Origin of the sequence: Pseudarthrobacter siccitolerans (assembly GCF_030823375.1) — a bacterium.
GTDB classification, from domain to species: domain Bacteria; phylum Actinomycetota; class Actinomycetes; order Actinomycetales; family Micrococcaceae; genus Arthrobacter; species Arthrobacter siccitolerans_A.
On record NZ_JAUSXB010000001.1, the window covers coordinates 1,342,730 to 1,367,167 of the forward strand.

The 24,438-nt window shown below is 62.0% G+C and carries 29 protein-coding genes; 17 read left to right on the forward strand and 12 right to left on the reverse strand.

The window, feature by feature from the left end; genetic code table 11:
* Positions 1 to 8: 8 nt before the first annotated feature.
* From QFZ36_RS06245 to QFZ36_RS06290, 10 genes are all read left to right on the forward strand, one after another.
* Complete coding sequence (locus tag QFZ36_RS06245; RefSeq protein WP_306634783.1) at positions 9 to 887, forward strand: type II secretion system F family protein; 879 nt, start codon at positions 9 to 11, stop codon at positions 885 to 887.
* 441 nt (positions 888 to 1,328) lie between these two features.
* Positions 1,329 to 1,655, forward strand: a complete 327-nt coding sequence (locus tag QFZ36_RS06250; protein ID WP_306634785.1) for a Flp family type IVb pilin — start codon at positions 1,329 to 1,331, stop codon at positions 1,653 to 1,655.
* Positions 1,656 to 1,763: 108 nt separating this feature from the next.
* Complete coding sequence (locus QFZ36_RS06255) at positions 1,764 to 2,156, forward strand: TadE/TadG family type IV pilus assembly protein (protein WP_306634787.1); 393 nt, start codon at positions 1,764 to 1,766, stop codon at positions 2,154 to 2,156.
* Positions 2,157 to 2,194: 38 nt separating this feature from the next.
* A complete protein-coding gene (locus tag QFZ36_RS06260; RefSeq protein ID WP_306634789.1) occupies positions 2,195 to 3,196 on the forward strand; it encodes a pilus assembly protein TadG-related protein in 1,002 nt (333 codons plus the stop codon).
* 45 nt (positions 3,197 to 3,241) lie between these two features.
* On the forward strand, positions 3,242 to 4,012 hold the full coding sequence (gene cpaB / locus QFZ36_RS06265; protein WP_306634790.1) for a Flp pilus assembly protein CpaB: 771 nt from the start codon (positions 3,242 to 3,244) through the stop codon (positions 4,010 to 4,012).
* The gene (locus QFZ36_RS06270; RefSeq protein WP_306634792.1) at positions 4,009 to 5,205 is read left to right on the forward strand and encodes an AAA family ATPase; all 1,197 of its coding nucleotides are present in this window, start codon (positions 4,009 to 4,011) and stop codon (positions 5,203 to 5,205) included. The genes cpaB and QFZ36_RS06270 overlap by 4 nt, the downstream gene beginning before the upstream one ends.
* A 120-nt stretch (positions 5,206 to 5,325) precedes the next feature.
* Positions 5,326 to 6,750, forward strand: coding sequence for a CpaF family protein (locus QFZ36_RS06275; RefSeq protein ID WP_373427075.1), 1,425 nt, complete (start codon positions 5,326 to 5,328; stop codon positions 6,748 to 6,750).
* Between the two features lie 4 nt (positions 6,751 to 6,754).
* A complete protein-coding gene (locus QFZ36_RS06280; protein WP_306634796.1) occupies positions 6,755 to 7,687 on the forward strand; it encodes a type II secretion system F family protein in 933 nt (310 codons plus the stop codon).
* Between the two features lie 7 nt (positions 7,688 to 7,694).
* Entirely contained in the window at positions 7,695 to 8,579 is an 885-nt protein-coding gene (locus QFZ36_RS06285) for a type II secretion system F family protein (protein ID WP_306634803.1), read from the forward strand.
* A 95-nt stretch (positions 8,580 to 8,674) separates the two neighbouring features.
* On the forward strand, positions 8,675 to 9,139 hold the full coding sequence (locus tag QFZ36_RS06290) for an Hpt domain-containing protein (RefSeq protein WP_306634806.1): 465 nt from the start codon (positions 8,675 to 8,677) through the stop codon (positions 9,137 to 9,139).
* A 21-nt stretch (positions 9,140 to 9,160) separates the two neighbouring features.
* Here QFZ36_RS06290 and QFZ36_RS06295 read toward each other — a convergent pair whose 3' ends face one another.
* A complete protein-coding gene (locus tag QFZ36_RS06295; protein WP_306634808.1) occupies positions 9,161 to 9,952 on the reverse strand; it encodes a response regulator transcription factor in 792 nt (263 codons plus the stop codon).
* A 257-nt stretch (positions 9,953 to 10,209) separates the two neighbouring features.
* On the opposite strand from QFZ36_RS06295, the gene QFZ36_RS06300 reads away from it, so the two are divergent.
* The 7 genes from QFZ36_RS06300 to QFZ36_RS06330 all read left to right on the forward strand — a co-directional run bounded on the left by QFZ36_RS06300 (position 10,210) and on the right by QFZ36_RS06330 (position 16,105).
* Positions 10,210 to 11,877: a sensor histidine kinase gene (locus tag QFZ36_RS06300; protein WP_306634810.1), complete on the forward strand. Its 1,668-nt coding sequence runs from the start codon at positions 10,210 to 10,212 to the stop codon at positions 11,875 to 11,877.
* Positions 11,878 to 12,039: 162 nt separating this feature from the next.
* Positions 12,040 to 12,579, forward strand: coding sequence for an alternate-type signal peptide domain-containing protein (locus QFZ36_RS06305; RefSeq protein ID WP_306634812.1), 540 nt, complete (start codon positions 12,040 to 12,042; stop codon positions 12,577 to 12,579).
* Positions 12,580 to 12,653: 74 nt separating this feature from the next.
* The gene (locus QFZ36_RS06310; RefSeq protein ID WP_306634814.1) at positions 12,654 to 13,145 is read left to right on the forward strand and encodes a hypothetical protein; all 492 of its coding nucleotides are present in this window, start codon (positions 12,654 to 12,656) and stop codon (positions 13,143 to 13,145) included.
* Positions 13,142 to 13,735: a signal peptidase I gene (locus tag QFZ36_RS06315; protein WP_306634816.1), complete on the forward strand. Its 594-nt coding sequence runs from the start codon at positions 13,142 to 13,144 to the stop codon at positions 13,733 to 13,735. The genes QFZ36_RS06310 and QFZ36_RS06315 overlap by 4 nt, the downstream gene beginning before the upstream one ends.
* Positions 13,732 to 14,424 carry a hypothetical protein gene (locus QFZ36_RS06320; protein WP_306634818.1) on the forward strand — a complete coding sequence of 231 codons (693 nt, stop codon included), beginning with the start codon at positions 13,732 to 13,734 and terminating at the stop codon, positions 14,422 to 14,424. Before QFZ36_RS06315 ends, QFZ36_RS06320 begins: the two co-directional genes overlap by 4 nt.
* The gene (locus QFZ36_RS06325; RefSeq protein WP_306634820.1) at positions 14,411 to 15,034 is read left to right on the forward strand and encodes a TasA family protein; all 624 of its coding nucleotides are present in this window, start codon (positions 14,411 to 14,413) and stop codon (positions 15,032 to 15,034) included. The genes QFZ36_RS06320 and QFZ36_RS06325 overlap by 14 nt, the downstream gene beginning before the upstream one ends.
* Before the next feature lie 3 nt (positions 15,035 to 15,037).
* Positions 15,038 to 16,105, forward strand: a complete 1,068-nt coding sequence (locus tag QFZ36_RS06330) for a signal peptidase I (protein ID WP_306634822.1) — start codon at positions 15,038 to 15,040, stop codon at positions 16,103 to 16,105.
* 19 nt (positions 16,106 to 16,124) lie between these two features.
* Here QFZ36_RS06330 and QFZ36_RS06335 read toward each other — a convergent pair whose 3' ends face one another.
* From QFZ36_RS06335 to secY, 11 genes are all read right to left on the reverse strand, one after another.
* On the reverse strand, positions 16,125 to 17,018 hold the full coding sequence (locus QFZ36_RS06335; protein WP_306634824.1) for a tRNA pseudouridine synthase A: 894 nt from the start codon (positions 17,016 to 17,018) through the stop codon (positions 16,125 to 16,127).
* A gap of 32 nt (positions 17,019 to 17,050) precedes the next feature.
* Positions 17,051 to 17,635, reverse strand: a complete 585-nt coding sequence (gene rplQ, locus QFZ36_RS06340; protein WP_306634826.1) for a 50S ribosomal protein L17 — start codon at positions 17,633 to 17,635, stop codon at positions 17,051 to 17,053.
* A gap of 68 nt (positions 17,636 to 17,703) precedes the next feature.
* Complete coding sequence (locus tag QFZ36_RS06345; protein WP_013601812.1) at positions 17,704 to 18,714, reverse strand: DNA-directed RNA polymerase subunit alpha; 1,011 nt, start codon at positions 18,712 to 18,714, stop codon at positions 17,704 to 17,706.
* A gap of 131 nt (positions 18,715 to 18,845) precedes the next feature.
* Entirely contained in the window at positions 18,846 to 19,247 is a 402-nt protein-coding gene (rpsK, locus tag QFZ36_RS06350; RefSeq protein WP_018769149.1) for a 30S ribosomal protein S11, read from the reverse strand.
* 54 nt (positions 19,248 to 19,301) lie between these two features.
* Complete coding sequence (gene rpsM / locus QFZ36_RS06355; RefSeq protein ID WP_275212255.1) at positions 19,302 to 19,676, reverse strand: 30S ribosomal protein S13; 375 nt, start codon at positions 19,674 to 19,676, stop codon at positions 19,302 to 19,304.
* A gap of 176 nt (positions 19,677 to 19,852) precedes the next feature.
* Positions 19,853 to 19,966: a 50S ribosomal protein L36 gene (gene rpmJ, locus QFZ36_RS06360; RefSeq protein ID WP_009358722.1), complete on the reverse strand. Its 114-nt coding sequence runs from the start codon at positions 19,964 to 19,966 to the stop codon at positions 19,853 to 19,855.
* A gap of 70 nt (positions 19,967 to 20,036) precedes the next feature.
* Positions 20,037 to 20,258, reverse strand: a complete 222-nt coding sequence (gene infA / locus QFZ36_RS06365) for a translation initiation factor IF-1 (protein ID WP_009358723.1) — start codon at positions 20,256 to 20,258, stop codon at positions 20,037 to 20,039.
* Between the two features lie 172 nt (positions 20,259 to 20,430).
* Complete coding sequence (locus QFZ36_RS06370) at positions 20,431 to 21,426, reverse strand: P1 family peptidase (protein WP_306634829.1); 996 nt, start codon at positions 21,424 to 21,426, stop codon at positions 20,431 to 20,433.
* A gap of 101 nt (positions 21,427 to 21,527) precedes the next feature.
* The gene (map, locus tag QFZ36_RS06375; RefSeq protein ID WP_306634831.1) at positions 21,528 to 22,355 is read right to left on the reverse strand and encodes a type I methionyl aminopeptidase; all 828 of its coding nucleotides are present in this window, start codon (positions 22,353 to 22,355) and stop codon (positions 21,528 to 21,530) included.
* Between the two features lie 69 nt (positions 22,356 to 22,424).
* Positions 22,425 to 22,994, reverse strand: coding sequence for an adenylate kinase (locus QFZ36_RS06380; protein WP_306639125.1), 570 nt, complete (start codon positions 22,992 to 22,994; stop codon positions 22,425 to 22,427).
* A 5-nt stretch (positions 22,995 to 22,999) separates the two neighbouring features.
* Complete coding sequence (gene secY / locus QFZ36_RS06385; RefSeq protein WP_306634832.1) at positions 23,000 to 24,310, reverse strand: preprotein translocase subunit SecY; 1,311 nt, start codon at positions 24,308 to 24,310, stop codon at positions 23,000 to 23,002.
* Between the last annotated feature and the right edge of the window lie 128 nt (positions 24,311 to 24,438).

Below are 24,438 nucleotides of genomic sequence, written 5' to 3' on the forward strand. Positions count from 1 at the left end.
AGGAAAAGATGCAGCCGATTGCATATGCGGCGATTCTTGCCATTATCGTCCCTATTTCCCTGATGATGTGGCTAGCCGTCACGGCCGACCGTGCCGGGATTCGAAACATCCAGACCAATCTGGGTCTTGGGCGAAAGATGAATACAGCACGCACTGCTAATGAGCAGTATTCGACGGTGGCCCGCAAGCTCACACCGAAGAGTTATGAGGCTTGGCTGGACCAGCAGCTCGCCGGTGCAGGAAGGCCCAAAGATTGGCCGTTGGCGAGAATTATCATGGTCAAGCCCCTGCTGGCCTTCGCGGGCATGGTCCTTGGATACCTTACCTTCATCGCAGACCCTTCAACTGGTCGGTTCGTTCTTGGCATAGCCATCACGGCGCTTTGCTATTTCCTCCCAGACATATTGATCCGAAATAGAGCGACGAAACGGCGGGCGGCCATTCGGTTAGAGCTCCCGAACGCTCTGGACCAGATGCTGATCTCTGTTCAGGCTGGCCTGGGATTTGAAACCGCAATGGGGCGGGCAGCGGAAAACAGCACCGGCCCGTTTTCAGAGGAGCTGGTAAGGACTCTCCAGGACATCCAGGTGGGGCGTTCCCGAAAGGAAGCCTATTTGGCAATGTCCGATCGAGTTGATGTACCCGACGTACGCAGTTTTGTGCGTGCCGTGGTACAGGCTGACACCTACGGCATTGGAATAGCGGGGGTCCTTAAGGCCCAGGCGAAGGACATGCGGATCAAGCGCAAACAACGTGCCGAAGAGCACGCGATGAAGATGCCCGTCAAGATGCTCTTCCCGTTGATCTTCTTCATCCTCCCCGCACTGTTCATCGTCGTGCTTGGACCGGCTGTACTAAGCATCCTGTCCATGTTCAGCAACCAGTAGCAGCTGGTACGAGCTAGCGATTCTAGGGGGACCAAATGATCGAATTGTTGTCAGGACTGGGCCTGCGTCTCCGCCAGAGGGCACTACGACTCCTTCCTGACGAAGTGGGAGCGACTGCGACAGAGTATGGCATCTTGATGGCTTTCATTGTGGTCATAGCGTTCGCTGGAGTGTCACTCTTTGGGCTTGCATTGAGCGGCTGGTATGACGAGTTAACCGCACACTTGAAAGTTGTTCTAGGTATCCCCTAATTCGGCTCGCTATGCGGCCCTGAAGGCCTCACCCATGGTGCCAGTTGGCGCCCCAAAGACCGGACCCCCTCGGCACCCAGAACCGAGGGGGTCCGTTTGTGTGCCCGAACGTTTCGGATTCCAAGGTCCAGCGCAGTGCTAGCGAAGGAAAAGCGCAGGAACAGGGCTCATTGGGAAGGCTTAGCACAGGATGCTGCAAATTCCGGTCAATGTGCCATCAAGCGTTGCTATGTTTTTTTCAGAGCTGGTGCAGGGCCAGCTTCCCCCACTCGCTCAGGAGTCTCAAATGCTTTCTCTCTACACGAACCTCATGATCCGCCTCCAGACCAACGAAAAGGGCGCCACAGCCGTCGAATACGGCATCATGGTCGCCCTCATCGCCGTGGTCATCATCGTCGCCGTCACTTTTCTCGGCGATACTTTGACCACCCTGTTTGGCCAAGTTTCTTGTGATGTTCAGGGCAAGGGCGCCTACATTCCACCTGCTGGTACAGCAGGGAGCAGCTGCGCCCCCTAGCCATCGCGGGCAGGAAGGGACGGGGTGGTGGTGGGCTCGAAGCCTCCACCACCCCATCTTTTGGGCCATCCATTTTCATGTCCCCAACGCAGTAGGAAAGGTGCCACCATGCCCAGGACATCCGAGCGTGGAGCCGTCGCGGTCGAGTTCGCGATTGTGGCACCCGTTCTCGTCATGCTGCTCCTAGGCATCATGGAGTTCAGCCGCGCCTACAACGCGCAGGCAACGCTATCGGCAGCCGCCCGCGAAGCGGTCCGGGTGATGGCCATCTCCAACAGCCCAACAGATGCTAAAAACGCCGCCAAGGCGGCAGCGGCATCGCTGCGGCCAGGGCTGGAGGACGCAAAGATTGTCTTCACGAATCTCAGCGTCCCCACCTCGGCTACTTGTGCAGCGGGCACTCAGATTGGCGTCACCATCACGTACACCCAGTCCACATTGACAGGGATAGCCGGCGCATTCCCCATGACGGGCAAAGGGGCCATGCTGTGCGGCGGATGACAACAGGACCGCGTAAACACGACAGCGAACGCGGCGCCGTGAGCGTGATCGTAGCCCTGATGCTGGTCGCGCTGCTCGGGTTCGGCGCCATGGCTGTGGACGTCGGCATGATGTACGCCGAACGGACCCAGCTCCGAAACGGGGCCGACGCAGCCGCTTTGGCGATAGCGCAGAAGTGCGCCAGGAGCGCGGCCGATCCGGACTGCATAAAAGCTAAACCACTTGCGACAACATTTGCCAATCAGAATGCCAACGACAGTCTCAGCAACATCAAGTCGTTTGTGCTCGACACGGACAACCGCTCAGTTGCTTTGACGGTGGGAGCTCAGGAGGGCGTCCACACGCCTAACCAGGTTTCGCTCTTCTTCGCCCGTGCCCTGGGAATAAATGCTACGGAAGTCACGGCACCCTCGTCTGCCCGCTGGGGCAGCCCGCTAGAAGGCCCGACCCTTTTCCCCCTTACGTTTTCGCTCTGCCAAGTCAATGGGATGGTTGGGGCGGGCCAACAGCTTCTGGAAAGCCGGGGTTCAACGCTGACGTCAAAGAAGACTAGTAGCTGCGTCGTGGACGGCAAGACCGTACCAGGTGGTTTTGGGTGGCTCAAGCAGATTGACGGTCAATGCGGTGGCTACATCAACCTCAGTCTCGGTGCCAGCGGCAGTGAGACAGGCAACGACGCACCCTCTAATTGTGAACAAACGCTGACGAAGTGGGCCACGACGCTCACGTCTGGCGGCAAGATAACTCTTCTTCTCCCGGTCTACACGTCAGTCACGGGCACCGGAACGTCGGCGGTCTACAGCCTGTCCGCATTCGCTGCATTTGACGTTGTGGGCTGGCGGTTTGCGTCAGGAGATAACGGCACCAACGCCGCCCTGATATTTCACAACAAAGTCGCCGATGTGGGTGCTGGCCTTGCCTGTACCGGCGACTGCCGAGGCATCATTGGGGGCTTCGTCAAGTACGTCTCCCTAGCAGAGGGTTACAAACTTGGGCCGGTTAATTCCTACGGTGCCACCGTCGTCGAACTCACAAGTTAGTCCTTCCTTGGAAATCGTTGATCTGAAATACAACAGGAGCAGTCAGTGAAGTCACGTTTGTTGGCCGGTGTGGTGGCAGTGCTGCTGGCCATCGTCGGGGCGGTCATCGTTGTTTCGTACGCTCAGGGCGCAGACCAGCGGGCCGTCAGTGGCCTGGATCCCGTCGGGGTCCTCGTAGTCAGCACGGCAGTGCCCGCGGGATCGTCCCTTGAAACTTTGAAGGCAGCCGTGGCCCTTAAACAACTGCCTGGCACCGCCGTCGCAAAAACAGCACTAAATACGCTGGACGGAGTTGTTGGAAAAGTAACCGCCGCGGACCTTGTCCCCGGTGAGCAACTTCTGGCCGAACGCCTCGTCTCCCCCGAAGAACTGAAGACCTCAGGCTCTGTGCCCGTGCCTGCAGGCCTGCAGGAAGTCACTTTCCAGCTTGAACCTCAGCGCGTCGTGGGCGGCCGGCTGGCACCCGGAGACACGGTGGGCATCTTCATCTCCCTGCTAAACGGCGGCCTGGAGGCGAAGCCGGACAAGGAAACGGTCCAGCTCTCGATCCACAAAGCCCTGGTCACGGCAGTTCAGCGGGCGCCCGAAGCAACAGCCGCAAACCCCTCCGCCACGGCAACCGACCCCGCCCAGCCCAACCCGCAGGACGTGAACCTACCCACTGGGATGCTCATGGTCACGGTAGCCGTAAACGATGTGAACTCGAACAAGATCGTTTTCGCGGCAGAATACGCTTCCCTCTGGCTCAGCCGTGAACCAGTCGACGCCCAGGACAGCGGACCCCGAGTAATGACCCGGCAGGACCTCTATAAATGAGCCGCTTCGTCCTTATCACCCCCGACACAGGATTCGACTCCCGCCTCCGAGAGGCGGTGGCTGGCGGCCTGCACGGCGGCGTGCAAACCTTCGCCACGAGTTTGCTCCCTGCTGACCCGCACCAGCTCTTCGCGAGCCTGGACCAGGAGCAGCCGGAGGTCCTGCTCCTGGGACCCGAGGTTCCTTTGGACGAGGCACTACGTTTCGCCACAGTTCTGAAGGTCAGCTTCCCGGAGCTCGCCGTGATTGTTGTCGCCGAACCCGAACCCGAATTCCTTCTGCAGGCAATGCGGGCAGGCATCACCGACATCGCCGCCCCCGGTTCGGACGCCGCCCAACTGCGGGTCCTCCTGGAGCGCGCCAGCCAGTCCTACGCCAGCCGCCACCGCACACTTGCGCCCCAGCAGGTCGTCGAGAGCAACAAGGGCCTGGTCATCGGCGTATTCTCGCCCAAGGGCGGCGTAGGCAAAACCACCATCGCCACCAACATCGCCATCGGGCTGGGCAAGATCGCTCCCATGAGCGTGGTGATTGTTGACCTGGATCTCCAGTTCGGGGACGTTGCCTCAGGGCTGTATCTGGACCCCGAGCACACCGTGACGGATGCGGTGTCTCCGGCCGCGAGCCAGGATTCCCTGGTCCTCAAAGCCTTCCTCACCGTCCATCCGGGCAGCATCTATGCGCTTTGCGCTCCCACAACCCCCGTGGACGCAGACGAGATAACACCGGACCAGATCGGGCGGCTGATCGAACAGCTGGCAGAGCAGTTCCAGTACGTTGTGGTGGACACCGCGCCAGGACTGCCGGAAATAGGGCTCGCAGCCATGGAAAAGTGCACCGACGTGGTGTGGGTCAGCGGCATGGACATTCCGAGCGTCCGCGGATTGCGTTCGGGGCTGGATGTCCTGCGCCAGCTGGATATCCTCCCAGAGACGCGGCACGTGGTGCTGAACATGGCCGACTCCAAGACAGGACTCACCGTCCAGGACCTCGAATCCACCATCGGTGCGCCCGTTGACGTGAGTATCCCGCGTTCGCGCGCCGTGGCCCTGTCCACCAACCGCGGGGTCCCTGTGCTCCAGGCGACTGTGAAGGATCCGGCAACCAAAGGCCTCAACCAGCTCGTAGAACGCTTCAACCCGGCGTGGCGGGCAAAATCGCAGCGCAAGCTGCACCGAAGGGTAGTGGTCTAAGTGAAACTTTCAGAGCGCATCAGCGCCGCCCAAGCCAAAACCCAGCCTGCATCCGCTAAGGCGTCGGCGCCTGCGCTCCCTCAGCCTCGCCCCGAAATCCCCACCCAGCGCGTGCAGTGGTTGGAACAGCCCCCCGGACAAGCGACGACGACGGCGGTACCGCCTGCCGCCGCCGTCGTTCCTGCCCACGCACATCCGGAAGAGACGCGGTCAAAACCTCTACAGCCCGTGGACGTTTTCGCCGCGCTCAAGGAAAGGGCCGCCACCGCGCTGTTCGTGCGCCTGGGTGCGCGATTCAACGACTCCGGGATCACCGAGCACGAGCTGAAAACCTCGGCGCGGGAAGAACTGACCCGCATCATCGATGCCGAGCAGGTTCCGCTGTCCGCGGAGGAGCGGACGCGCCTTGTCCAGGACGTCGCCGACGACGTCCTCGGCTACGGTCCGCTGCAGCGGCTGCTGGATGACCCCGCCGTTACGGAAATCATGGTCAACCGCATGGACCAGATCTACGTCGAACGGAAAGGCCACCTCACACTCGCGGACTCGCGCTTCAGCTCCGAGGAGCACCTACGCAAGGTCATTGAACGCATTGTGTCCAAGGTGGGCCGCCGCATTGACGAGTCCTCCCCCTTGGTGGATGCGCGCCTCGAAGACGGTTCGCGTGTCAACGCCGTCATTCCGCCGCTCGCGGTGGGCGGCTCATCGCTGACCATCCGAAAGTTCAGCAAGACTCCGCTGACGGTGCGGAACCTGATCGATTTCGGAACCTTGACGCCGGAGATGGCCGAGCTGCTTAATGCCTGCGTCAAAGCCAAACTCAACATCATCGTGTCCGGCGGTACGGGCACCGGCAAGACCACACTCCTCAATGTGCTGTCCTCCTTCCTGCCCTCGGACGAACGAATCGTCACCATCGAGGACGCAGTGGAACTCCAAATCCAGCAGGACCACGTGGTCCGGCTGGAAAGCCGTCCCCCTAACACCGAGGGCAAAGGTGAGGTCACCATCCGCGAACTCCTTAGGAACTCACTGCGTATGCGCCCCGACCGCATTGTTGTCGGCGAAGTCCGTGGCGGCGAATCCCTGGACATGCTCCAAGCCATGAACACCGGCCACGACGGTTCCCTCTCCACGGTCCACTCCAACTCTCCGCGAGACGCTGTTGCCCGCCTGGAGACGCTGGTACTCATGGCTGGGATGGACTTGCCGCTGCGTGCCATCCGGGAGCAGATCGCCTCCGCAGTGAACCTGATTGTCCAGATCTCGCGCCTGCGTGACGGTTCCCGGCGGATCACACACGTCACTGAGGTCCAAGGCATGGAAGGGGACATTGTCACCCTCCAGGACGCCTTCGTCTTCGACTACTCCGCGGGCGTTGACCAACACGGGCGCTTCCTCGGCAAGCCAGTGGCCACCGGCATCCGCCCACGATTCATCGACCGGTTCGAGGACCTCGGGATTCATGTGTCGCCAGCCGTTTTCGCCACCTCGGCCGGCCCGGGTACGGCTGCGACGAGCACAACTCGCACCGGAAAGGCCTAGGACAGTGCTGATCATTCTTGGAGCCGCGTTACTGTTCCTCGCCCCCATCATGCTGGGCGTGGCGCTGGTACTGCCACGCACTCCCGAAATTGCCCTGGACCGGCGCCGCCCCTACGAGGCGGACCCGCCGTCGCGCCTTACCCGTCTCGCAGATGCCACGGTGGGTGGCCTGGGACGATTCCTGGGCAGCAGGAACGTCCGTCTCTACAACCGCGAAGCTTTGGAAAATGCAGGACTCCGGCTGAGCCAGACTGAATACATGGTGCTGGTCATCGCCGGCGCCACCGTGGGCGCATTGGTGGGGCTGGTGATCGGAATTCCTGCGATCTCCGTCCTGCTGGTTGTCCTGGCGCCGTTCGTGGGCCACCTGGTGCTCGGATTCCTGGCAAGCAAGCGGCGCTCAAAGTTCGATGAACAACTGGGCGACACCCTCCAGCTGCTCTCCGGCGGCCTGCGGGCAGGCCACAGCATCCTTCGGGCCATCGATGCGGCGGCCGCTGAATCCCAGAGCCCCACGTCGGAGGAGATGCGACGCGTCATCACCGAGACGAGCCTTGGCCGTGACTTGCTCGCCTCATTGACTGACACCTCTGAGCGCATGCGGAACGAAGACTTCGTTTGGATAGCCCAGGCCATCCAGATCAACCGTGAAGTGGGCGGCAACCTGGCGGAGGTGCTGGACCAAGTGAACGAGACCATCCGTGAGCGTTCCGAAATCAAGGGGCACATCAAGTCCCTTGCCGCAGAGGGGAAATTCTCGGCGTACATCCTCATCGCCATGCCCTTCGGCATCGTGCTGATGCTGATGACTGTGAATCCCGGGTACATGAATTCGATGTTCACGCACCCGCTCGGTTGGGGCATGATTGGTGCGTCGGTTGTGCTGATGACGATTGGCAGCCTGTGGATGCGCAAAATCATTGATCTGAAGTTCTGAGCCCGTCATGAGCCCTCTGATAATTTCCTCGCTCCTGCTGGTTTCGGTTCCCGTTGGCGTCCTTGCCTGGTCCATCCTGTCCGTCGACCGGAAGGCGAGGACTGCCACCGTCGCCATCCTCACCCGAGGGCGCCAAACTGCCGAAGCACCAGAGAAACAATCCCGGGGCTTCCTGGCAAGGCTCGGTCACCGCCTGACTCCCCCTGCCTATGTCCGCAAGCTCGATCGCTTGCTGTCCCTCGCCGGCAGGCCGCTGTCCATGCCCCTCGAAAAGGTTCTCGGCGCCAAGATAGCCCTCGGCGTGGCCGGCGCGTCCCTCGGCCTCTACCTGAGTGCCGTCGGCGGTACGCCCATCATGAAACTGGCCGGGCTGTTCCTGCTGTTCCTGGGATACTTCATCCCGGACCTCCTGCTGTACAGCAAAGGCAAGGAGCGCCAGAAGGCCATGCAGCTGGAACTGGCCAATACCTTGGACCAGATGCTGATTTCCGTGGAGGCCGGCCTTGGCTTCGAGGGCGCCATGGCCCGTGCCGGGGAAAACGGCAAGGGACCACTCGCAGAGGAACTGGTCCGTACCCTGCAGGACATGCAGGTGGGCCGAAGCCGCCGGGAATCGTACCAGGCTCTCGCCGAGCGGACCAGCATCCCGGAGCTGAGGAGCTTTGTCCAGGCGGTGATCCAAGCAGACACCTACGGTATTGCCATCAGCCGGGTACTGCGGATCCAGGCAAAGGTCATGAGGGTAAAACGCCGCCAGCGCGCCGAGGAAAAAGCCATGAAACTTCCGGTGATGATCCTGTTTCCGCTGCTCTTCTTCATTTTCCCGGTCCTCTTCATCGCCATTCTCGGTCCCGCTGTTATCAACACCGTTGTCACGTTCAGCGGGCAGTAATTCACAACGACGCGGGTTCCTCAAGCACCCGCAAGGTTTCCACAGGATCGGCTTAATTCAGTCCCTCGACGAAAATCAGGAAGTAGCCTTAAAGCATGGACATCGCAGATCCGCAGCCCAGCGGCAAGGGCACACCCCCAGCCGCCGTGTCGGCGGAATCAGCGGTGACTGAAGCCACTGGGATGACGCCTGATTATGAGGTGCTGCTCCCCCTCGTCGACACCGACATTCTTGAGGAGCTCGAAGAGCAGCTGGACGGGCCCGCACTGGCGGTACGCTTCGCGCGCGACTACGCAGCCATGTGGGACCAGCGGTGCGCGAAGCTGGCAGCGGCCGTGCACAACCAGGACATGGACGCCGCGCTGGACGCCGTCATCAGTCTGAAGATCACCTCGGCCATGGTGGGCGGACTGCGGTTGTCACGCCTGGCGGAACTCCTGGAAAGCGTCATTCGCCAAGGCAACTTTGGCCAGGGCCAGATCCTGATGAAGCGCGTTGCCGAAGACGGCAACCAGACGGTTTCGGAACTCCAGGCCAGTTACATCCTCAAAAACGATTGACGGCCCCACGTCCAGCGTCCGTCAGCTCTGTTGGTCCGCCCGTTTCGGCGCCAGCCGGTAACCTACGCCGCGCACAGTTTGTAGCCATCGCGGAGATTGTGGATCCTCCTGGAGTTTACGGCGGAGGTTTCCGATGTGCACTTCCACGGCCCGTTCGTCGGCCTCACTGATATAGGCATCTGCCTCGTAGAGGTCCCCCCGGACCGCGCGCACGAGGTGGGATCTGGTACAAACGGCCCCCGCCCCTTTCAAGAGTGTGTGGAGCAGGTCAAATTCGCTGCGGGTGAGACCGAGGTTTTCACCGTCCATGGTTACGGTTCGGGTCCGAGGATTCAGGGCGAGTCCGTTGTGGCGCAGCACGCCTGTATCCGCCAGTTGCGCCGGTGCAGCAGGCGGCGCTGCCCACGCGGCCGGCGCAAGGGCCTGCTGGCCTTGGATCTCGTGCCGAGGCCTGCGCAGCATGGCCGCGACCCTTGCCCGGAGCTCACGCGGCCGGAAGGGTTTGGCGATGTAATCATCCGCCCCGGCGTTCAAAGCGGACAGCAGGTCCGGCTCTTCAGTCCGGCCGGTCAGCATCACCACGTAAGCGTCACTGAAACCGCGGATCCGCCTGAGCACTTCAAACCCGTCAATATCCGGAAGGCCGATGTCCAGCGTGACCACGCTGGCCTGCCGGTGGCGCACTACTTCGACGCCCTCCCTTCCATCCGCAGCGGTGTGGACCTCGAAACCAGCCTGGGTCAGGACCCCTTCTAAAAGATTCCTGATGTCAACGTCATCTTCGATTACTACTGCTACGCCAAGATCATCCATTCGCCATCCCCAACGCCAGGCAGATATGGCCCCCCATCAGCCCAGCGCCAATGCCATACCCGCTCCAACTCTTTATACGCTACAAGTAAGCAGGGCCGATGACACCTGTTTCAACATTGCATTTGAAAAGTCAATTATTATGACAGAACATGTGGATTACCAACCGGAGAGGATGTGTGCCAGGTTGCCCCATAGGAATTCGGACGCATCTGCGCCGGAAATTCGACTCATGGCCCCCTATGGCCAGGGCAGGATTCATGGCTGAGCGCCTATTTCCCCGCGGATCCGCAAGGGTCTTCCAGCGGCTCGGGCCGCGTTCGCAGGTGGCCCTGTGCCAGCTGCCCCTCACCCTGATCGTGGCTGCGCTCGCCGTTGCCACCCCCTTTGCATGGCCCACGCTGCTGCACAGCCCCCTGTATCTGGCCGGAATTATCCTTTCCGGTGCGCTCTTCCTCGGTTGTCTGTTGGTCCCGTGGGAACGGCTTGCGCACCGCCCCTACCTGCTGATTCCCATCCTGGACTTTGTCTCCATCGGGCTGCTTCGGAACGGCGCCGCTCCCCTGCTCCCGGGCCTGGCCGTCCTCGCCGTATTCCCGGTCATCTGGCTTTCCGCCTCCGGGATGCTCACCCGCAGCAGCCTTGTGCTCAGCTTCTTCGGCCCCATGTTCATCATGGTTCCCACGCTCGCCGGCCGCTTCCCCAACCTCACGGCCGCGGACATCACCAGCACGTTCCTCTTTCCCCTCATGACGCTCGCGGTGTCCCTCGCCATCAGGTTCGCGAGTGCGCACGTCCGGCTGCAGCAGCGTGAGCTGGCGGAGAAGGACAGGGAACTCCGCGAGCTGCTGCGCGAGAGCAGGGAGCGGGAAAAGCTGCTGGAGACGGTTCTGGACGCCACCGACGTCGGAATAGCCGCCGTCGACAGGTCCGGCCACTTCCTGGTGTCCAACAGCCGGCAGCGGAACTTCCGCCAGGCCACTCACGCCGACGACGCGGTCCCCGGGCAGGGGCACCAGCTGATCTTCGGCCAGGACAGGCGGACCCTGCTGCCTCCGGAAAAGCGGCCTATCAGCCGGGCCATCGCCGGGGAGTCCTTCGCGGACTATCTGGTGTGGGCCGGGGAGGGAGCTGACCAGCGGGCGGTGACTACCGCCGCCCGTCCACTGGTGGGTGAGGACGGCCAGCTGACAGGCGCCGTGGTTGTTTACAGCGACGTGACCGGCTGGGTGGAGGCGCTGGCGGCCAACCAGGAGCTGGTTTCCAACGTGACCCACGAGTTCAAGACGCCGTTGAACTCCATCATCGGCAATGTGGACCTGGTGCTCGACGAGGTTGCCGCCTTACCGCCGCAGATAGCCCAGCGCCTCCTGGTAGTCGAGCGGAATGCCGAGCGGCTGCTGGCCCTGGTAGCCGACCTGTCGGCTTCGGCGTCGGCAGCGCTCAACGTCCATCCCAAGCGGACGGACCTGGCGAGTCTGGTGGAAACCAGCATCGGCTCCGCCCAGGCACAGGCCGAGCTGGCGAATATCCACCTTTCAGCGGACGTTCCCTCGCCTCTGTGGGCTTACGCGGACCCGCTCCGGATCGGCCAGGCGCTGGACAACCTGGTATCAAACGCCATCAAGTATTCGCCCGACGGCGGCAACGTCAGCATCAGCGCCCGCAGCACCGATAAGTGGGTGCAGCTCACCGTCAGCGACACCGGAATGGGCATCAGCAGTGAGGACAGGGACAGGATCTTCAAGCGCTTCTTCCGGACCGACGCCGCCCGGGACGCGGCCATCACCGGCGCCGGCCTGGGCCTGTCCATCACCAAGATGATTGTGGAACGGCACGGCGGGCAAATATCCTGCGTGAGCAATCAAGGGGAAGGCAGCACATTCACTGTGACACTGCCCGCGGAAGGTCCTCCCCCAGCGTTCTAAACGCGTTTGCTTGGACTGCACTGCGGAAAAACTGTGGTTCATCTCCCAACCCTTGGCCAAGGCTGGCCGAAACCCGCCGCTTTTCCTGTGGAAGGGATGACAGGATTCTTTTGGCGGCAAACGAGCCGCAACAATCACTTATGGTCTCAGGGGGACTCCATCATGAACAAAGCTACTAAAGGCGCCATCGCAGCAGGCGCAGCCGGCATCCTTCTCGCAGGCGGAGCAGGCACTTTCGCTCTCTGGTCAGACAGCCAGAACGTCAACGCCGGCACGGTTTCGACGGGTAAACTTGACCTCGCTGTAAACCCGAACGGCGTTTGGTCCGAGGACCTGGCGACGATCGTTCCCGGCGACAGCCTCACCTACACGACAGCGGTAACCGTTAGCGCGACGGGCGACAATCTCACTGGGGAACTTGTAATCAGCAAGGCTTCTTTCGATACCGCTTTCGCAGGGCTGGGAAGCGATTACGTTAGTGCTACGGTCGCACACAGTGCAGTTGACGGACCAGATCTCGTCGTGGACGACGTCAACACGAATCTCATGACGTTCACCGACAAAGGCGAAGAGCACACGTTCAACGTGACCATCACAATTGAGTTTGATGCAGAGACTCCGCTGCAGGAAGACCAGAACCTGAACCTTCTTCTGCCGGCACTGGCCGTGACCCTGGACCAGAAGAGCCCAGCTGTAGTCTGATCTGAGCTATCACCATGAAAAATAGACTGTGGCTGACTCTTGCTGGGGGGGTGGTGCTCGTCATGCTGAGCTCGATGAGCACCACCGGAGCCCTCTGGCATGACGAGGCCACAGTCGACGCTGGGACCGTTACCACCGGCAGCCTCGTGCTGCTGGTGGGCGGCCAGCCTGAAGTTTATTCGTTTGATGCCCTTAGTACCGGTAATCTCACCCCCGGCAGAACCGTCAGGGCTCCGCTGACTATCACCAACGGTGGAAGCACGGACATGACGTACGGTCTGAGGTCAGTTGTTGCGAGCGCAGTCAATCCTGCCGATCAGGTATTGGTCAGCGCATTACGGCTGGCCGTGACTGCAGACACTGTATGCGGGGAACTGCCGGCCGAAGATCCTTTCCTCGGTCCGGTTCCGCTTGATGAAACGGCGTCCTTCGCTGGCCGGAAGCTGGAGCCGTTGCAGGCCGAGACGCTTTGCATGGAAATCACTCTCGCCGCCGACGCTCCAATCGCCGCAGCCGCTGGCACCACCGCCGTGACCTTCACCTTCAGAGGGGACCAGACATCATGACCCGCGGGAAGCGCCGCTCCACCCCTGACGACACCAACTTGGGCTGGTGGGTCCGGCAGACCGCCTCATGGGTGCTTCTCCTGTCAGTGTTCGCACTGCTGACGGCGACCATCATTGTTCCCAAGGTTGCCGGCGCCACACCGTACACAGTGCTCACGGGTTCCATGCGGCCAGGGATGCCTCCCGGGAGCTTAGTGGTCACGCTCCCAGTGGAGCCCGGGCAGCTAAAGACGGGCGAGGCCATTACGTACCAACTCCGTTCGGGGGAACCGGGGGTGGTTACGCACCGCATCACCTCCGTCTCCACCACCTTCAAAGGCGAGCGGCTGTTCACCACCCAAGGGGACGCCAACCCGAGCCCGGACGACAAGCCGGTTAAGGCCGGCCAGATCCGCGGCGTCGTCTGGTACAGCCTGCCTCTGCTCGGCTACGTCAACGGCTGGCTAACTGGCGAACAGCACATCTGGGCGGTCGGCATCACGGTGGTTGGTTTACTCGGATATGCGGCATTCATGTACACCTCTGCGCTGATCGAGGCGCGGCGCCGCCGACGTCCGCATCCTGCCAACACCCTTACGGAGGCGTCGTGAAAAGCCGCCAGCCAGGGCTGATCGTCACGGGATCTGTTTCCGCTTTGCTCCTCATGGCTTCGCCCGCCGCGGCAGCCGATGAGTTGCTGTTCAGTGCCGACGGCGAAACGTGGGGCCCGGCACTGAATCAACCAATGTTTGAAGATACTGTCTTGGTTCCCGGTGACCAGGTCAGCCGGAGTTTCTGGGTCCGCAACGGCAGCGGCTACAACGCTGACCTCGCTGTGGGCATCGACGGTGAGGTTCTTTCTCCAGCGGCCTCACCGGCATCCCTATGGGTCATTGCATCTGTTGGGGAGAGCTCCGCACGGGTGCCGGGCGCGAGCGGGGAAGACCGGCTGATCCTGGCGATGCCGGCCATGGGCGCGGCAGAAAGTCAAAAGATCACAATCACGGTCGGGCTCGGTGACCAGGCCGCGAACGTAATGCAGGAGCAGGCCATACCTGTGCAGTTTCGGGTCAACATGACTGAATCATCCTTGCAGGCCTCTCCTACCGGACCCGATGGTTCCGTTCGCCACACTGGCGGGGAGGGCCCCCAGCCTGGGGCACCTCTCGCAAACACCGGGCTTATCGGGTTATGGATTGCAACCCTCGGCGCCTCGCTCGTTGCAGGCGGCTGGCTTGCAGTGACGCGAAGCCGTTCACAAAAGATTATTAGCGAAGGAGTTCCGAATGGGACGGCGTAGCGCAGCCTCACGGAAGGACACCTCCACCGAAAGGAGCGTGCGTCTTCGGGCGCTCCTGTCCGCCGGAATGGTCCTCGGGCTCGGAGCCGTGGGGACGCTGGCAGCGTGGACCGACGAATCGAAAGCAACTGCGACCTTCAGCGCGGGCACCCTTGACCTGAAGCTCAAGGAGTTGCCCGGTGGCACTTACGCGGACTCCGCAACCATCACCTCACTGAACATGACAGACATGTACCCAGGAGTGAGCAAGGCCGCCATGCTCCAAGTCTCCAATTCGGGCACGGTCCCGCTTTCCTACACGCTAACGGGCTCAGCCATGGCCGGACTTGTCGGCCAGGGCGGGGATCTCGGCGGAGCCCTGCTGGTCGGCGTCTATTCCGGCGGCTCTGCCAGCAACAACTCAGCGACGACAGGTTCATGCACTGGCACGCGAATCGGGACTGCAGACGTTCCTCTCAACACTTCATTGATTGCCACTGCCCGAGCCCTTGCGCCCGCCGGAACCGAAGACCTCTGCCTGCTCGTCTCGTTGCCATTGAACGCCGCCACAAACCTCCAGGGCACAAGCACGACGGCGACGTTCACATTCAACGCCAGCATGGGAAGCTGATCAATGATGCGCAGGCTCTCACGCCTTCAGAACAATGTGCTGACACTCGGCGCCGTTCTCGGCGCCCTCTGTCTGGTCGTCGCCATCGCAGCGGTCCTCACCGGCGCAAAGCCGCTGGTCTTCCGTTCAGGGTCCATGGCCCCGTCCATCCCGACAGGCGCATTAGGCATCAGTATCCCGGTAGAGGCCAAAAGCATCAGCATCGGTGATGTCATCAGCGTCGAGAACGCCGCCGGGGTCCGGATCACCCACAGGGTTGTCCAGGCCGACATCGCCGGGGAAACGGCAACGGTGAAGCTGAAAGGTGACGCAAATTCGGTCGCCGACGCAGCACCCTACGTTCTCCACGAGACCGACCGGGTAGTGGCGCACTTTCCATTCCTGGGTTACGCCGTAGCCTGGCTCAGCAGTTCCGCGGCGGTATTTGCCGGCGGCCTTTTGACCGCCTACCTGCTCTACGTCGCTTTTGGCTCTTCACGACGCCGGGGTTGCAGTTCCCGTACGTCCCAGGTTGGGGTTAGTCCTTTGATCGGACATCGTGTCGCTGAGCGCCGATCATTGAGGACCCGTCGTGCACAACGTCACGGCCGCCGTGCCACTAGGCTAACTGCCATGGCGCTGGCGTGCGTTGGCGTCCTCACGGGCGGGGCGATTCACACCGCCGCTCCCAGCCAGGCCGCATTCACTGATAATGCGACCGGAGCTGTCCAGTACAACGCGCGGTCGCTGGCCGCACCAACGTTTGCGTGCAAGCAAGCCATTGACGCTTTTCTTTTCGTGAATCTTGGCAAAATAGACCTGTCCTGGAACGACAACAACGGATCCCTTGAAGCAACGGGCTACAGGCTCTCCACGCAAATCGGAAACAGTACTGCAACCGAAGAAAGCGTCACAGCCGCTACCCGGACACGTACGGTAGCGGCCAGCGACATTAATTCGTCGGTTGCGACGACAGTCACCTTTACTCTTCATTCCTACTATCAGAACTGGGAGTCGGCGGCAACCGTTGCGGCAGACTACCGGCCGGCCGGGTTCCTGACTGCCGCCACTTTGCAGTGCTCAGCCGGGTAATCCAACGGCCAACCTCGGGTCAGTATTGCCGCACCGCCCGCGTCAGCTCGGCGCGGGCCAGCAGCTCGTCGTCGGACGGGTAGGCCACTTCCTCCAGCACCAGCGGGTGCGGCGCAGCCAGCACGGACTTTGCGTCGCGCTTCCGGGCCAGCAGCCGCTCGTACAGCCAGCCCGGCTCCTCCACGCCCTCCCCCACGTACAGGGCAGAGCCGATCAGGGCGCGCACCATGTTGTGGCAGAAGGCGTCAGCCTGGACGGTGGCCACGATGACGCCGTCTTCCGCGCGCCCGAACTCGAAGCGCTGCAGCTCGCGGATTGTGGTGGCACCTTCCCGGGGTTTACAGAAGGACAGGAAGTTCTGTAGCCCCAGCAGCTTGGAGGCACCCTCGTTCAGCAGCGAAACATCCAGCGGGTTTTTGTGCCACAGCGTTGAGTACCGGCCCAGCGGATCCCAGAGCGCGGCTCCGTCCGCGATGCGGTAGCTGTAGCGCCGCCAGAGGGCCGAGAACCGGGCATCGAAGCCTGCCGGCGCCAGCGAGATCCGGTGCACCTCGACTGCCCCGGTAAGATCCCCGAGAATTCGGCTGAGGGCGCCGCGGAGACGGCGCTGCAAGGCGACGGCGGGATCCAGTTCGTGCCCGCGCGGGAGTCCCTGCCACTCGGCGTCTGTCAGGTCCAGGTGCACCACCTGGCCGCGCGCGTGCACCCCGGCGTCCGTTCGGCCGGCGACGGTCACGCGGACCGGGCGCCGGATCAACATGTGCAGGGCTTCCTCCAGGACTCCCTGGACGGTCCGCCTGCCTGGCTGCAATGCCCAGCCGCTGAAGGGGCCGCCGTCGTACGACAAATCCAGCCGGACACGCAAAAACCCGCCGCCCCCAATTACGGGGGCCGCGGGTTTTTGGTCGTTCATAGACTCAAGTCTATGCGAAGAAAATCAGCGAATTACTTCGCGTCCTTCTCTTCGGCAGCCGGAGCTTCAGCTTCCTCAGCGGCCGGAGCCTCTTCGGTTGCAGCCTCTTCGGTTGCGGCCTCTTCGGCGGCGGGAGCCTCGGCAGCTTCGGTCTCAACGACCTCAGCTTCGGGAGCTTCCTCGGCAGCCGGAGCAGCCTTGTCTGCATCGCGCTTGGCAGCAGCAGTAGCCTCGGCTACAACAGCCTGCTTGGCGGAAACGGGCTCAAGGACGAGCTCGATGACAGCCATGGGAGCGTTGTCGCCCTTGCGGTTGCCGATCTTGGTGATGCGGGTGTAGCCGCCGTCGCGGTTCTCCACTGCCTGGGCAATGTCGGTGAACAGCTCGTGGACGACGCCCTTGTTGCTGATCAGGCCGAGCACGCGGCGGCGGGAAGCGAGGTCGCCGCGCTTGGCGAAGGTCACCAGGCGCTCTGCGTACGGCTTCAGGCGCTTGGCCTTGGTCACCGTGGTGGTGATCCGCTTGTGCTCGAACAGGGATGCTGCCAGGTTCGCGAGCATGAGGCGCTCGTGAGCCGGGCCGCCTCCGAGGCGCGGACCCTTAGTGGGGGTAGGCATAATTGTTTCTCCTCATGTGGAAGCCGTGGGCGGCACACCATGGTGCTGCCCGCCGGCCAAGGTCTGGTTTAGAGTTCGTCGTCGCCGAAGGCGGCGTCGTCCTCTTCGATTGCTGCGGCGCGTGCTGCGAGGTCAAAACCGGGAGGCGAGTCCTTGAGGGACAGGCCCAGTTCAACCAGCTTTGCCTTGACCTCGTCAATGGACTTGGCACCGAAGTTGCGGATGTCCATCAGGTCAGCCTCGGAGCGGGCAACGAGTTCACCCACGGTGTGGATGCCCTCACGCTTGAGGCAGTTGTAGGAACGGACGGTGAGGTCCAGATCCTCGATCGGCAGTGCCATGTCGGCTGCCAGGGCAGCGTCGGTGGGCGACGGGCCGATCTCGATACCTTCAGCTGCGGTGTTCAGCTCACGTGCCAGACCGAAGAGCTCCACCAGGGTGGTGCCTGCGGAAGCAACAGCATCGCGCGGGGCGATAGCCTGCTTGGTCTCGACGTCGACAATCAGCTTGTCGAAGTCAGTGCGCTGCTCAACACGGGTTGCTTCCACGCGGAAAGTAACCTTCAGTACCGGCGAGTAGATGGAGTCGACCGGGATACGGCCGATCTCTGCATCGCCGGACTTGTTCTGAGCTGCCGAAACGTAGCCGCGGCCGCGCTCGATGGTCAGTTCGAGTTCGAACTTGCCCTTCGAGTTCAGCGTGGCGATGTGCAGATCCGGGTTGTGGAATTCGACGCCGGCCGGCGGAGCAATGTCCGCGGCGGTGACGACTCCGGGGCCCTGCTTGCGCAGGTAGGCAACAACCGGCTCATCGTGCTCAGAGGAGACCGACAGGCTCTTGATGTTCAGGATGATCTCAGTGACATCTTCCTTGACACCCGGAACCGTGGTGAACTCGTGCAGCACGCCATCGATCCGGATGCTGGTTACAGCAGCACCGGGGATGGAGGAGAGCAGGGTACGGCGGAGGGAGTTTCCGAGGGTGTAGCCGAAGCCCGGTTCCAGCGGTTCAATGATGAAACGCGAACGGTTTTCGGAGACTACCTCTTCGGAGAGGGTGGGGCGCTGTGCAATGAGCACTTAGGTTTCCTTTCGGCGAGCATCCGCTATATGACGCAACACAGGTGGTGGAAATTCGGTCTGAAGACTTAACGCGCTGGGCTTGCCCGGACCATCGATGGTCCGGGCAAGCTCAAGCGGCGCTGGAAGCCTTAGACGCGGCGGCGCTTCGGCGGACGGCAGCCGTTGTGGGCAGCGGGGGTGACGTCCTGGATGGAGCCAACCTCGAGGCCGGCGGCCTGCAGCGAACGGATCGCGGTTTCGCGTCCTGAGCCCGGGCCCTTCACGAAAACGTCAACCTTGCGCATGCCGTGCTCCTGGGCGCGCTTTGCAGCAGCCTCGGCAGCCATCTGGGCAGCGAACGGAGTGGACTTACGCGAGCCCTTGAAGCCAACCTCACCTGAGGAAGCCCAAGAGATAACAGCGCCGTTCGGATCCGTGATGGAAACGATGGTGTTGTTAAAAGTACTCTTGATGTGCGCCTGGCCAAGCGCGATATTCTTCTTGTCCTTCTTACGCGGCTTGCGAACCGCGCCACGAGTCTTCGGGGGCATTATTTCTCCTACAGAAAGTTATTGGGGAAAAGTCCGTTAATCCCGGCGGGGATTTTAACGGGCCTTCTTCTTGCCGGCGACGGTACGCTTCGGGCCCTTGCGGGTACGTGCGTTGGTCTTCGTACGCTGCCCGTGTACGGGCAGGCCTTTGCGGTGGCGAATACCTTCGTAGCTGCCGATTTCAACCTTGCGGCGGATATCAGCTGCCACTTCGCGGCGAAGGTCACCCTCAACCTTGTAGTTGCCTTCAATGTAGTCACGCAGCTCAACCAGCTGGGTATCAGTGAGGTCCTTGACGCGGACGTCAGCGCTGATGCCAGTGGCAGCCAGGGTTTCGTGTGCACGGGTCTTACCCACGCCGTAGATGTAAGTAAGCGCAATTTCCAGCCGCTTTTCGCGGGGAATGTCTACGCCAGCGAGACGAGCCATAGTGGCAGTACTCCTTGATAAACCGGAGGTCGTAGGCAGTACACCCGCACGTTCTGTGCGGCCCCAGCCTCCGACCGGGGGTCAGCTGTCCGGGCTCCATTCGTCCCAGATCAGCTTGTGCTGCCTTTATTTACTTGCGTGGGTTAGCAACCCAGGATTTCCTTCAGGAAAGGAAATTAGCCCTGGCGCTGCTTGTGGCGCGGGTTCTCGCAGATCACCATGACCCGGCCATTACGGCGGATCACTTTGCACTTTTCGCAGATCTGCTTGACGCTCGGCTTGACCTTCATGGCATTCCTTTGCGTGTAACAGTTGGTCAACTGGAGCGGCGTTCAGTTCGCACTGAGGCCGCCCAGCAATTTACTTGTAGCGGTAGACGATACGACCACGGGTGAGGTCGTACGGGCTGAGCTCCACCACTACGCGGTCCTCAGGGAGAATCCTGATGTAGTGCTGACGCATCTTTCCAGAGATGTGTGCCAGTACGATGTGCTTGTTGGTGAGCTCAACGCGAAACATCGCGTTAGGCAGCGCCTCGGTCACAACGCCTTCGATCTCAATGACCCCGTCCTTCTTGGCCATACCCTCCGCTAACTGTTGTTGCCGCAGTCCTGCCGGATTGCACCGGGCATGACCACGAACGTTTTTGTTGGATCGATTGCCAGTTCCAGGCCCCAAAAGGGCGTGGCAGTCCAGACAACCAACAAACAACACTACTCTGTATCGCTGTAAAAGTTAAATCGGCAATAGTAACCTACGCGGCACCGTACGCACCATAATCCCCTGCCGGAGTGCTCACGGCCTCAGCGCTGGCCACGCCATCGAGGATGGCCAGGCGTACGACGTCGGCTGCCGCGCTCTGCAGCGTAATAAGGCTGATCTGCCGGGCAGCTTCGTCCGAGCGGTCAAGTGGGACAGCGCCAGTTGCAAGGCAAAAGACGGTGTCCCCATCAGCCAACGTATGACTCGGATTCAGAGCCCTCGCAATACCGGCGTGGGAAGCAGCAGCAGTCCGCTTACACTCGGCCACATCCAGGAGAGCGTTCGTAGCAACGACGACAAGGGTGGTGTTGAGCGGTGGACCGTGGTGGGCTTCCGCCCCACCAGCCGAAGCCCTCGGCGTGCTCGCTCGTTCCTCGCTTAGACGCACGCTGCCGGGCTCCGCCCGCTGGGTCGTTGTGCCGAACGGGAGTCCCAGGGCATTCACCACCGCCAGTGCTCCAACAACAACGCCGTTCTCGAAAATGACCGAGGCCGTCCCTACCCCGCCTTTGTACGTTCTGGCGATGACCGCTCCGGTGCCGGCCCCTACGTTGCCGCGTCCGACGTCATGCCCGTCCTCCGCGGCAGCAGCGGCGGCAGTTGCCGCGTATCCCATGTCCGCGGTCGGACGCGCTGAAAAGTCGCCGCCCCGGCCCAGGTCGAAGATTGCGGCCGCCGGGACAATCGGTACTACTCCCCCGGGAACGGCGAAACCCCGGTTGTTCTCCTCGCACCAGCGCTGGGCGCCGGACGCCGATGCCAGGCCGTAAGCACTTCCGCCGGTAAGAACCACGGCGTCCACGGCACTGACAAGCGTGGTGGGGTCGAGCGCGTCGGTCTCGTGGGTGGCGGGTCCCCCGCCCTGGACGTCCACCGATCCGACGGTGCCCGGCGGCGGCAGGACCACCGTTACCCCGCTCAGCCAGCCGTCGTCGTTCTTCTGTACGTGGCCAACCCGAATCCCGGGCACATCGGTGATTGCTCCCATGGCACCCATTGTTCCCCCTCCCCCAACTAAGTAGCGCCAAGTGTCGTTTTGAAGGGTCAAAACGACACTTGGCGCTACCTGGTTGGCTGGGCGAGCGGAAACTACGGGATCGGGACCGGGGTGACGCCCAGGGGCACCAGGTGCTCCGCACCGCCGTCGGGCGCTGACAGAACCCAGATGCCCTTCTCGTGAACGGCAACGGAGTGCTCCCACTGACAGGAGCGGGCGCCGTCGGTGGTGATCACGGTCCAGTCGTCCTCCAGGACCGCTGTCTCGATGCCGCCGCGGACCAGCATGGGTTCGATCGCCAGGCAGAGGCCCGGCCGGATCTTGGGGCCGCGGTGGCTGGTGCGGTAGTTGAGGACGTCCGGAGCCATGTGCATTTCGGAGCCGATGCCGTGGCCCACGTAGTCCTCGAGGATGCCCAGCGGCTTGCCGGGCACGGAGGAAACGTAGTCGTCAATGGCGGCACCGATGTCACCCACGTGCCTGCCGCTGTCCAGTGCCGCGATCCCCCGCCACAGGGCTGCGTGCGTCACGTCGGAGAGGCGCTGGTCCTCGGGATCAGCGGTGCCCACGATGACTGTCCGCGCCGAGTCAGAGTGCCAGCCGTTGACAATGGCGCCGCCGTCGATCGAGATGATGTCGCCGTCGTTCAGGACGCGGCTGCCGGGGATGCCGTGGACCACTTCCTCGTTGACGGAGGTGCAGATGGTGGCGGGGAACCCGTGATAGCCCAGGAAGTTGGACTTGGCGCCGGCCTCGTTCAGGACGGCGGCGAAGACGTCATCCAGGTGCTTGGTGGTGACGCCGGGAACGGCGGCTGCCACAGCGGCGTCCAGGGCACGGCTGAGGACCAGGCCTGCTTCGTGCATGGTGCGCATCTGGGCGTTGGTCTTGTATTCGATACGGGGCTGGCCGAAGGCCATGGTGCTTCCTTTCAAATGGCTGAGGCTCCTCCCGTGTACCGGGAGGAGCCTCGGAAAAACTTGCCTGGATCAGGCAGCCTGTGCGGCCTTGATGGCCTGCATCACGCGGTCCGTCACTTCGTCGATGGCGCCGATGCCGTCCACCTGGGTGAGGATGCCGCGCTCGGCATACTTGGCCACCACTGCTTCGGTCTGCTCGTGGTAGAGGTCAAGGCGGTGGCGGATGACGGCTTCGTTGTCGTCGCTCCGGCCCGTCTCCTTGGCCCGGCCGAGGAGCCGGTGGACCAGTTCCTCGTCGTCGGCAGTCAGCTGCAGGACGACGTCGAGCTTTTCCTGGCCCTTGGCAAGGATCTCGTCGAGGTAATCAACCTGCGCGGTGGTGCGGGGGTACCCGTCCAGCAGGAAGCCGTTTTCGACGTCGGACTCACTCAGGCGGTCACGCACCATCTTGTTGGTGACGCTGTCCGGAACGAAGTCGCCGTTGTCCATGTACTTCTTGGCCTCAATGCCAAGCGGCGTCTCGCCCTTCACGTTCGCACGGAAGATATCGCCGGTGGAGATGGCCACAACGCCAAGGCGCTCTGAAATCCGCTCCGCCTGCGTTCCTTTTCCGGAACCGGGAGGTCCAATAATCAGCATTCTCGTCATCGCAAAAGCCCTTCGTAGTGACGTTGTTGTAGCTGCGCATCAATCTGCTTGACGGTCTCCAGGCCAACGCCCACCATGATCAGGATCGAGGTGCCACCGAACGGGAAGTTCTGGTTTGCGTTGATCAGTACCAGTGCCACCAGCGGAATCAGCGCAACGAAGCCCAGGTACAGGGCACCGGGCAGCGTGATCCGGGACAGCACATACTGCAGGTAGTCAGCGGTCGGTTTACCGGCGCGGATACCTGGAATGAAGCCGCCGTACTTCTTCATGTTGTCCGAGACCTCTTCAGGGTTGAAGGTGATCGCGACGTAGAAGTAGGTAAAGAAGACGATCAAGATGAAGTAGATCGCCATGTAGATCGGGTGGTCGCCGCGGGTCAGGTTGTTGTTGATCCATTCGACCCACGGCTGGAGCTGCTCGCCCGCCTTCGGCTGGTTGAACTGTGAGATCAGTCCAGGCAGGTAGAGCATCGAGGAAGCAAAAATCACGGGGATCACGCCGGCCATGTTGACCTTGATGGGGATGTACGTGCTGGTACCCCCCACGGTGCGGCGGCCGATCATCCGCTTGGCGTACTGCACCGGGATACGGCGCTGCGACTGCTCAACGAAGACCACCAGGGCCACCGTCAGCAGGCCCACCAGCAGGACAATGAAGAAGGTTCCCGGGCCCTGGGACGTCCAGATGGCGCCCAGCGAGGTGGGGAACTGTGCTGCGATCGAGGTAAAGATGAGCAGGGACATACCGTTGCCCACGCCCTTCTCGGTGACGAGCTCGCCCATCCACATGATCAGGCCGGTGCCGGCCGTCAGGGTGATGATGATCAGGATGGTGGTGATCACGCTGTTGTCAGGAATGATCGGCAGGTTGCAGCCGGGAAGGAGCTGGCCGGACCGCGCCAGGGATACCAGCGTGGTGGCGTTAAGCAGGCCCAGGGCAATGGTGAGGTACCGGGTGTACTGGGTCAGCTTCGACTGCCCGGCCGCCCCCTCTTCGTAGAGCTCCTGGAAACGGGGAATGACCACCCGGAGCAGCTGCACGATGATGCTGGCCGTAATGTACGGCATGATGCCCAGCGCGAAGATGGATACCTGGAGCAACGCGCCGCCGCTGAACAGGTTAACGAGCTGGTACAGGCCGCCTGCGGTCTGACCGTTCTGCAAGCATTGCTGGACATTCTGGTAGTTCACACCAGGCGAGGGAATGAAGGCACCCAAGCGGAAGATGGTGATGATTCCCAGCGTGAACAACAACTTGCGTCGCAGATCAGGCGTGCGAAAGGCCCGGCCAAATGCGCTAAGCAAGCGTCCTCCTGGTGGTGTGGATATAAGTGTGTGATCGGGATCTAAGAATCCCAACAACCGAGTCTAACGGTTGGATGCGCCATGCGAACAATCCGGGGACACCGGCGTGCGCCCGATGGCGGGAAAAA

Coding starts and splice junctions, on each gene's coding strand:
- rplQ (WP_306634826.1), bottom strand. CDS start 17,635: ATGCCTACCCCCACTAAGGGTCCGCGCCTCGGAGGCGGCCCGGCTCAC.
- QFZ36_RS06250 (WP_306634785.1), top strand. CDS start 1,329: ATGCTGCAAATTCCGGTCAATGTGCCATCAAGCGTTGCTATGTTTTTT.
- infA (WP_009358723.1), bottom strand. CDS start 20,258: ATGGCCAAGAAGGACGGGGTCATTGAGATCGAAGGCGTTGTGACCGAG.
- QFZ36_RS06245 (WP_306634783.1), top strand. CDS start 9: ATGCAGCCGATTGCATATGCGGCGATTCTTGCCATTATCGTCCCTATT.
- QFZ36_RS06310 (WP_306634814.1), top strand. CDS start 12,654: ATGAGCACCACCGGAGCCCTCTGGCATGACGAGGCCACAGTCGACGCT.
- QFZ36_RS06300 (WP_306634810.1), top strand. CDS start 10,210: ATGGCTGAGCGCCTATTTCCCCGCGGATCCGCAAGGGTCTTCCAGCGG.
- QFZ36_RS06325 (WP_306634820.1), top strand. CDS start 14,411: ATGGGACGGCGTAGCGCAGCCTCACGGAAGGACACCTCCACCGAAAGG.
- QFZ36_RS06380 (WP_306639125.1), bottom strand. CDS start 22,994: ATGCTGATTATTGGACCTCCCGGTTCCGGAAAAGGAACGCAGGCGGAG.
- QFZ36_RS06295 (WP_306634808.1), bottom strand. CDS start 9,952: ATGGATGATCTTGGCGTAGCAGTAGTAATCGAAGATGACGTTGACATC.
- QFZ36_RS06330 (WP_306634822.1), top strand. CDS start 15,038: ATGATGCGCAGGCTCTCACGCCTTCAGAACAATGTGCTGACACTCGGC.
- QFZ36_RS06290 (WP_306634806.1), top strand. CDS start 8,675: ATGGACATCGCAGATCCGCAGCCCAGCGGCAAGGGCACACCCCCAGCC.
- QFZ36_RS06255 (WP_306634787.1), top strand. CDS start 1,764: ATGCCCAGGACATCCGAGCGTGGAGCCGTCGCGGTCGAGTTCGCGATT.
- QFZ36_RS06285 (WP_306634803.1), top strand. CDS start 7,695: ATGAGCCCTCTGATAATTTCCTCGCTCCTGCTGGTTTCGGTTCCCGTT.
- map (WP_306634831.1), bottom strand. CDS start 22,355: ATGGCCTTCGGCCAGCCCCGTATCGAATACAAGACCAACGCCCAGATG.
- QFZ36_RS06370 (WP_306634829.1), bottom strand. CDS start 21,426: ATGGGAGCAATCACCGATGTGCCCGGGATTCGGGTTGGCCACGTACAG.
- QFZ36_RS06305 (WP_306634812.1), top strand. CDS start 12,040: ATGAACAAAGCTACTAAAGGCGCCATCGCAGCAGGCGCAGCCGGCATC.
- QFZ36_RS06335 (WP_306634824.1), bottom strand. CDS start 17,018: ATGAACGACCAAAAACCCGCGGCCCCCGTAATTGGGGGCGGCGGGTTT.
- rpsK (WP_018769149.1), bottom strand. CDS start 19,247: ATGCCCCCGAAGACTCGTGGCGCGGTTCGCAAGCCGCGTAAGAAGGAC.
- rpsM (WP_275212255.1), bottom strand. CDS start 19,676: ATGGCTCGTCTCGCTGGCGTAGACATTCCCCGCGAAAAGCGGCTGGAA.
- QFZ36_RS06270 (WP_306634792.1), top strand. CDS start 4,009: ATGAGCCGCTTCGTCCTTATCACCCCCGACACAGGATTCGACTCCCGC.
- QFZ36_RS06315 (WP_306634816.1), top strand. CDS start 13,142: ATGACCCGCGGGAAGCGCCGCTCCACCCCTGACGACACCAACTTGGGC.
- rpmJ (WP_009358722.1), bottom strand. CDS start 19,966: ATGAAGGTCAAGCCGAGCGTCAAGCAGATCTGCGAAAAGTGCAAAGTG.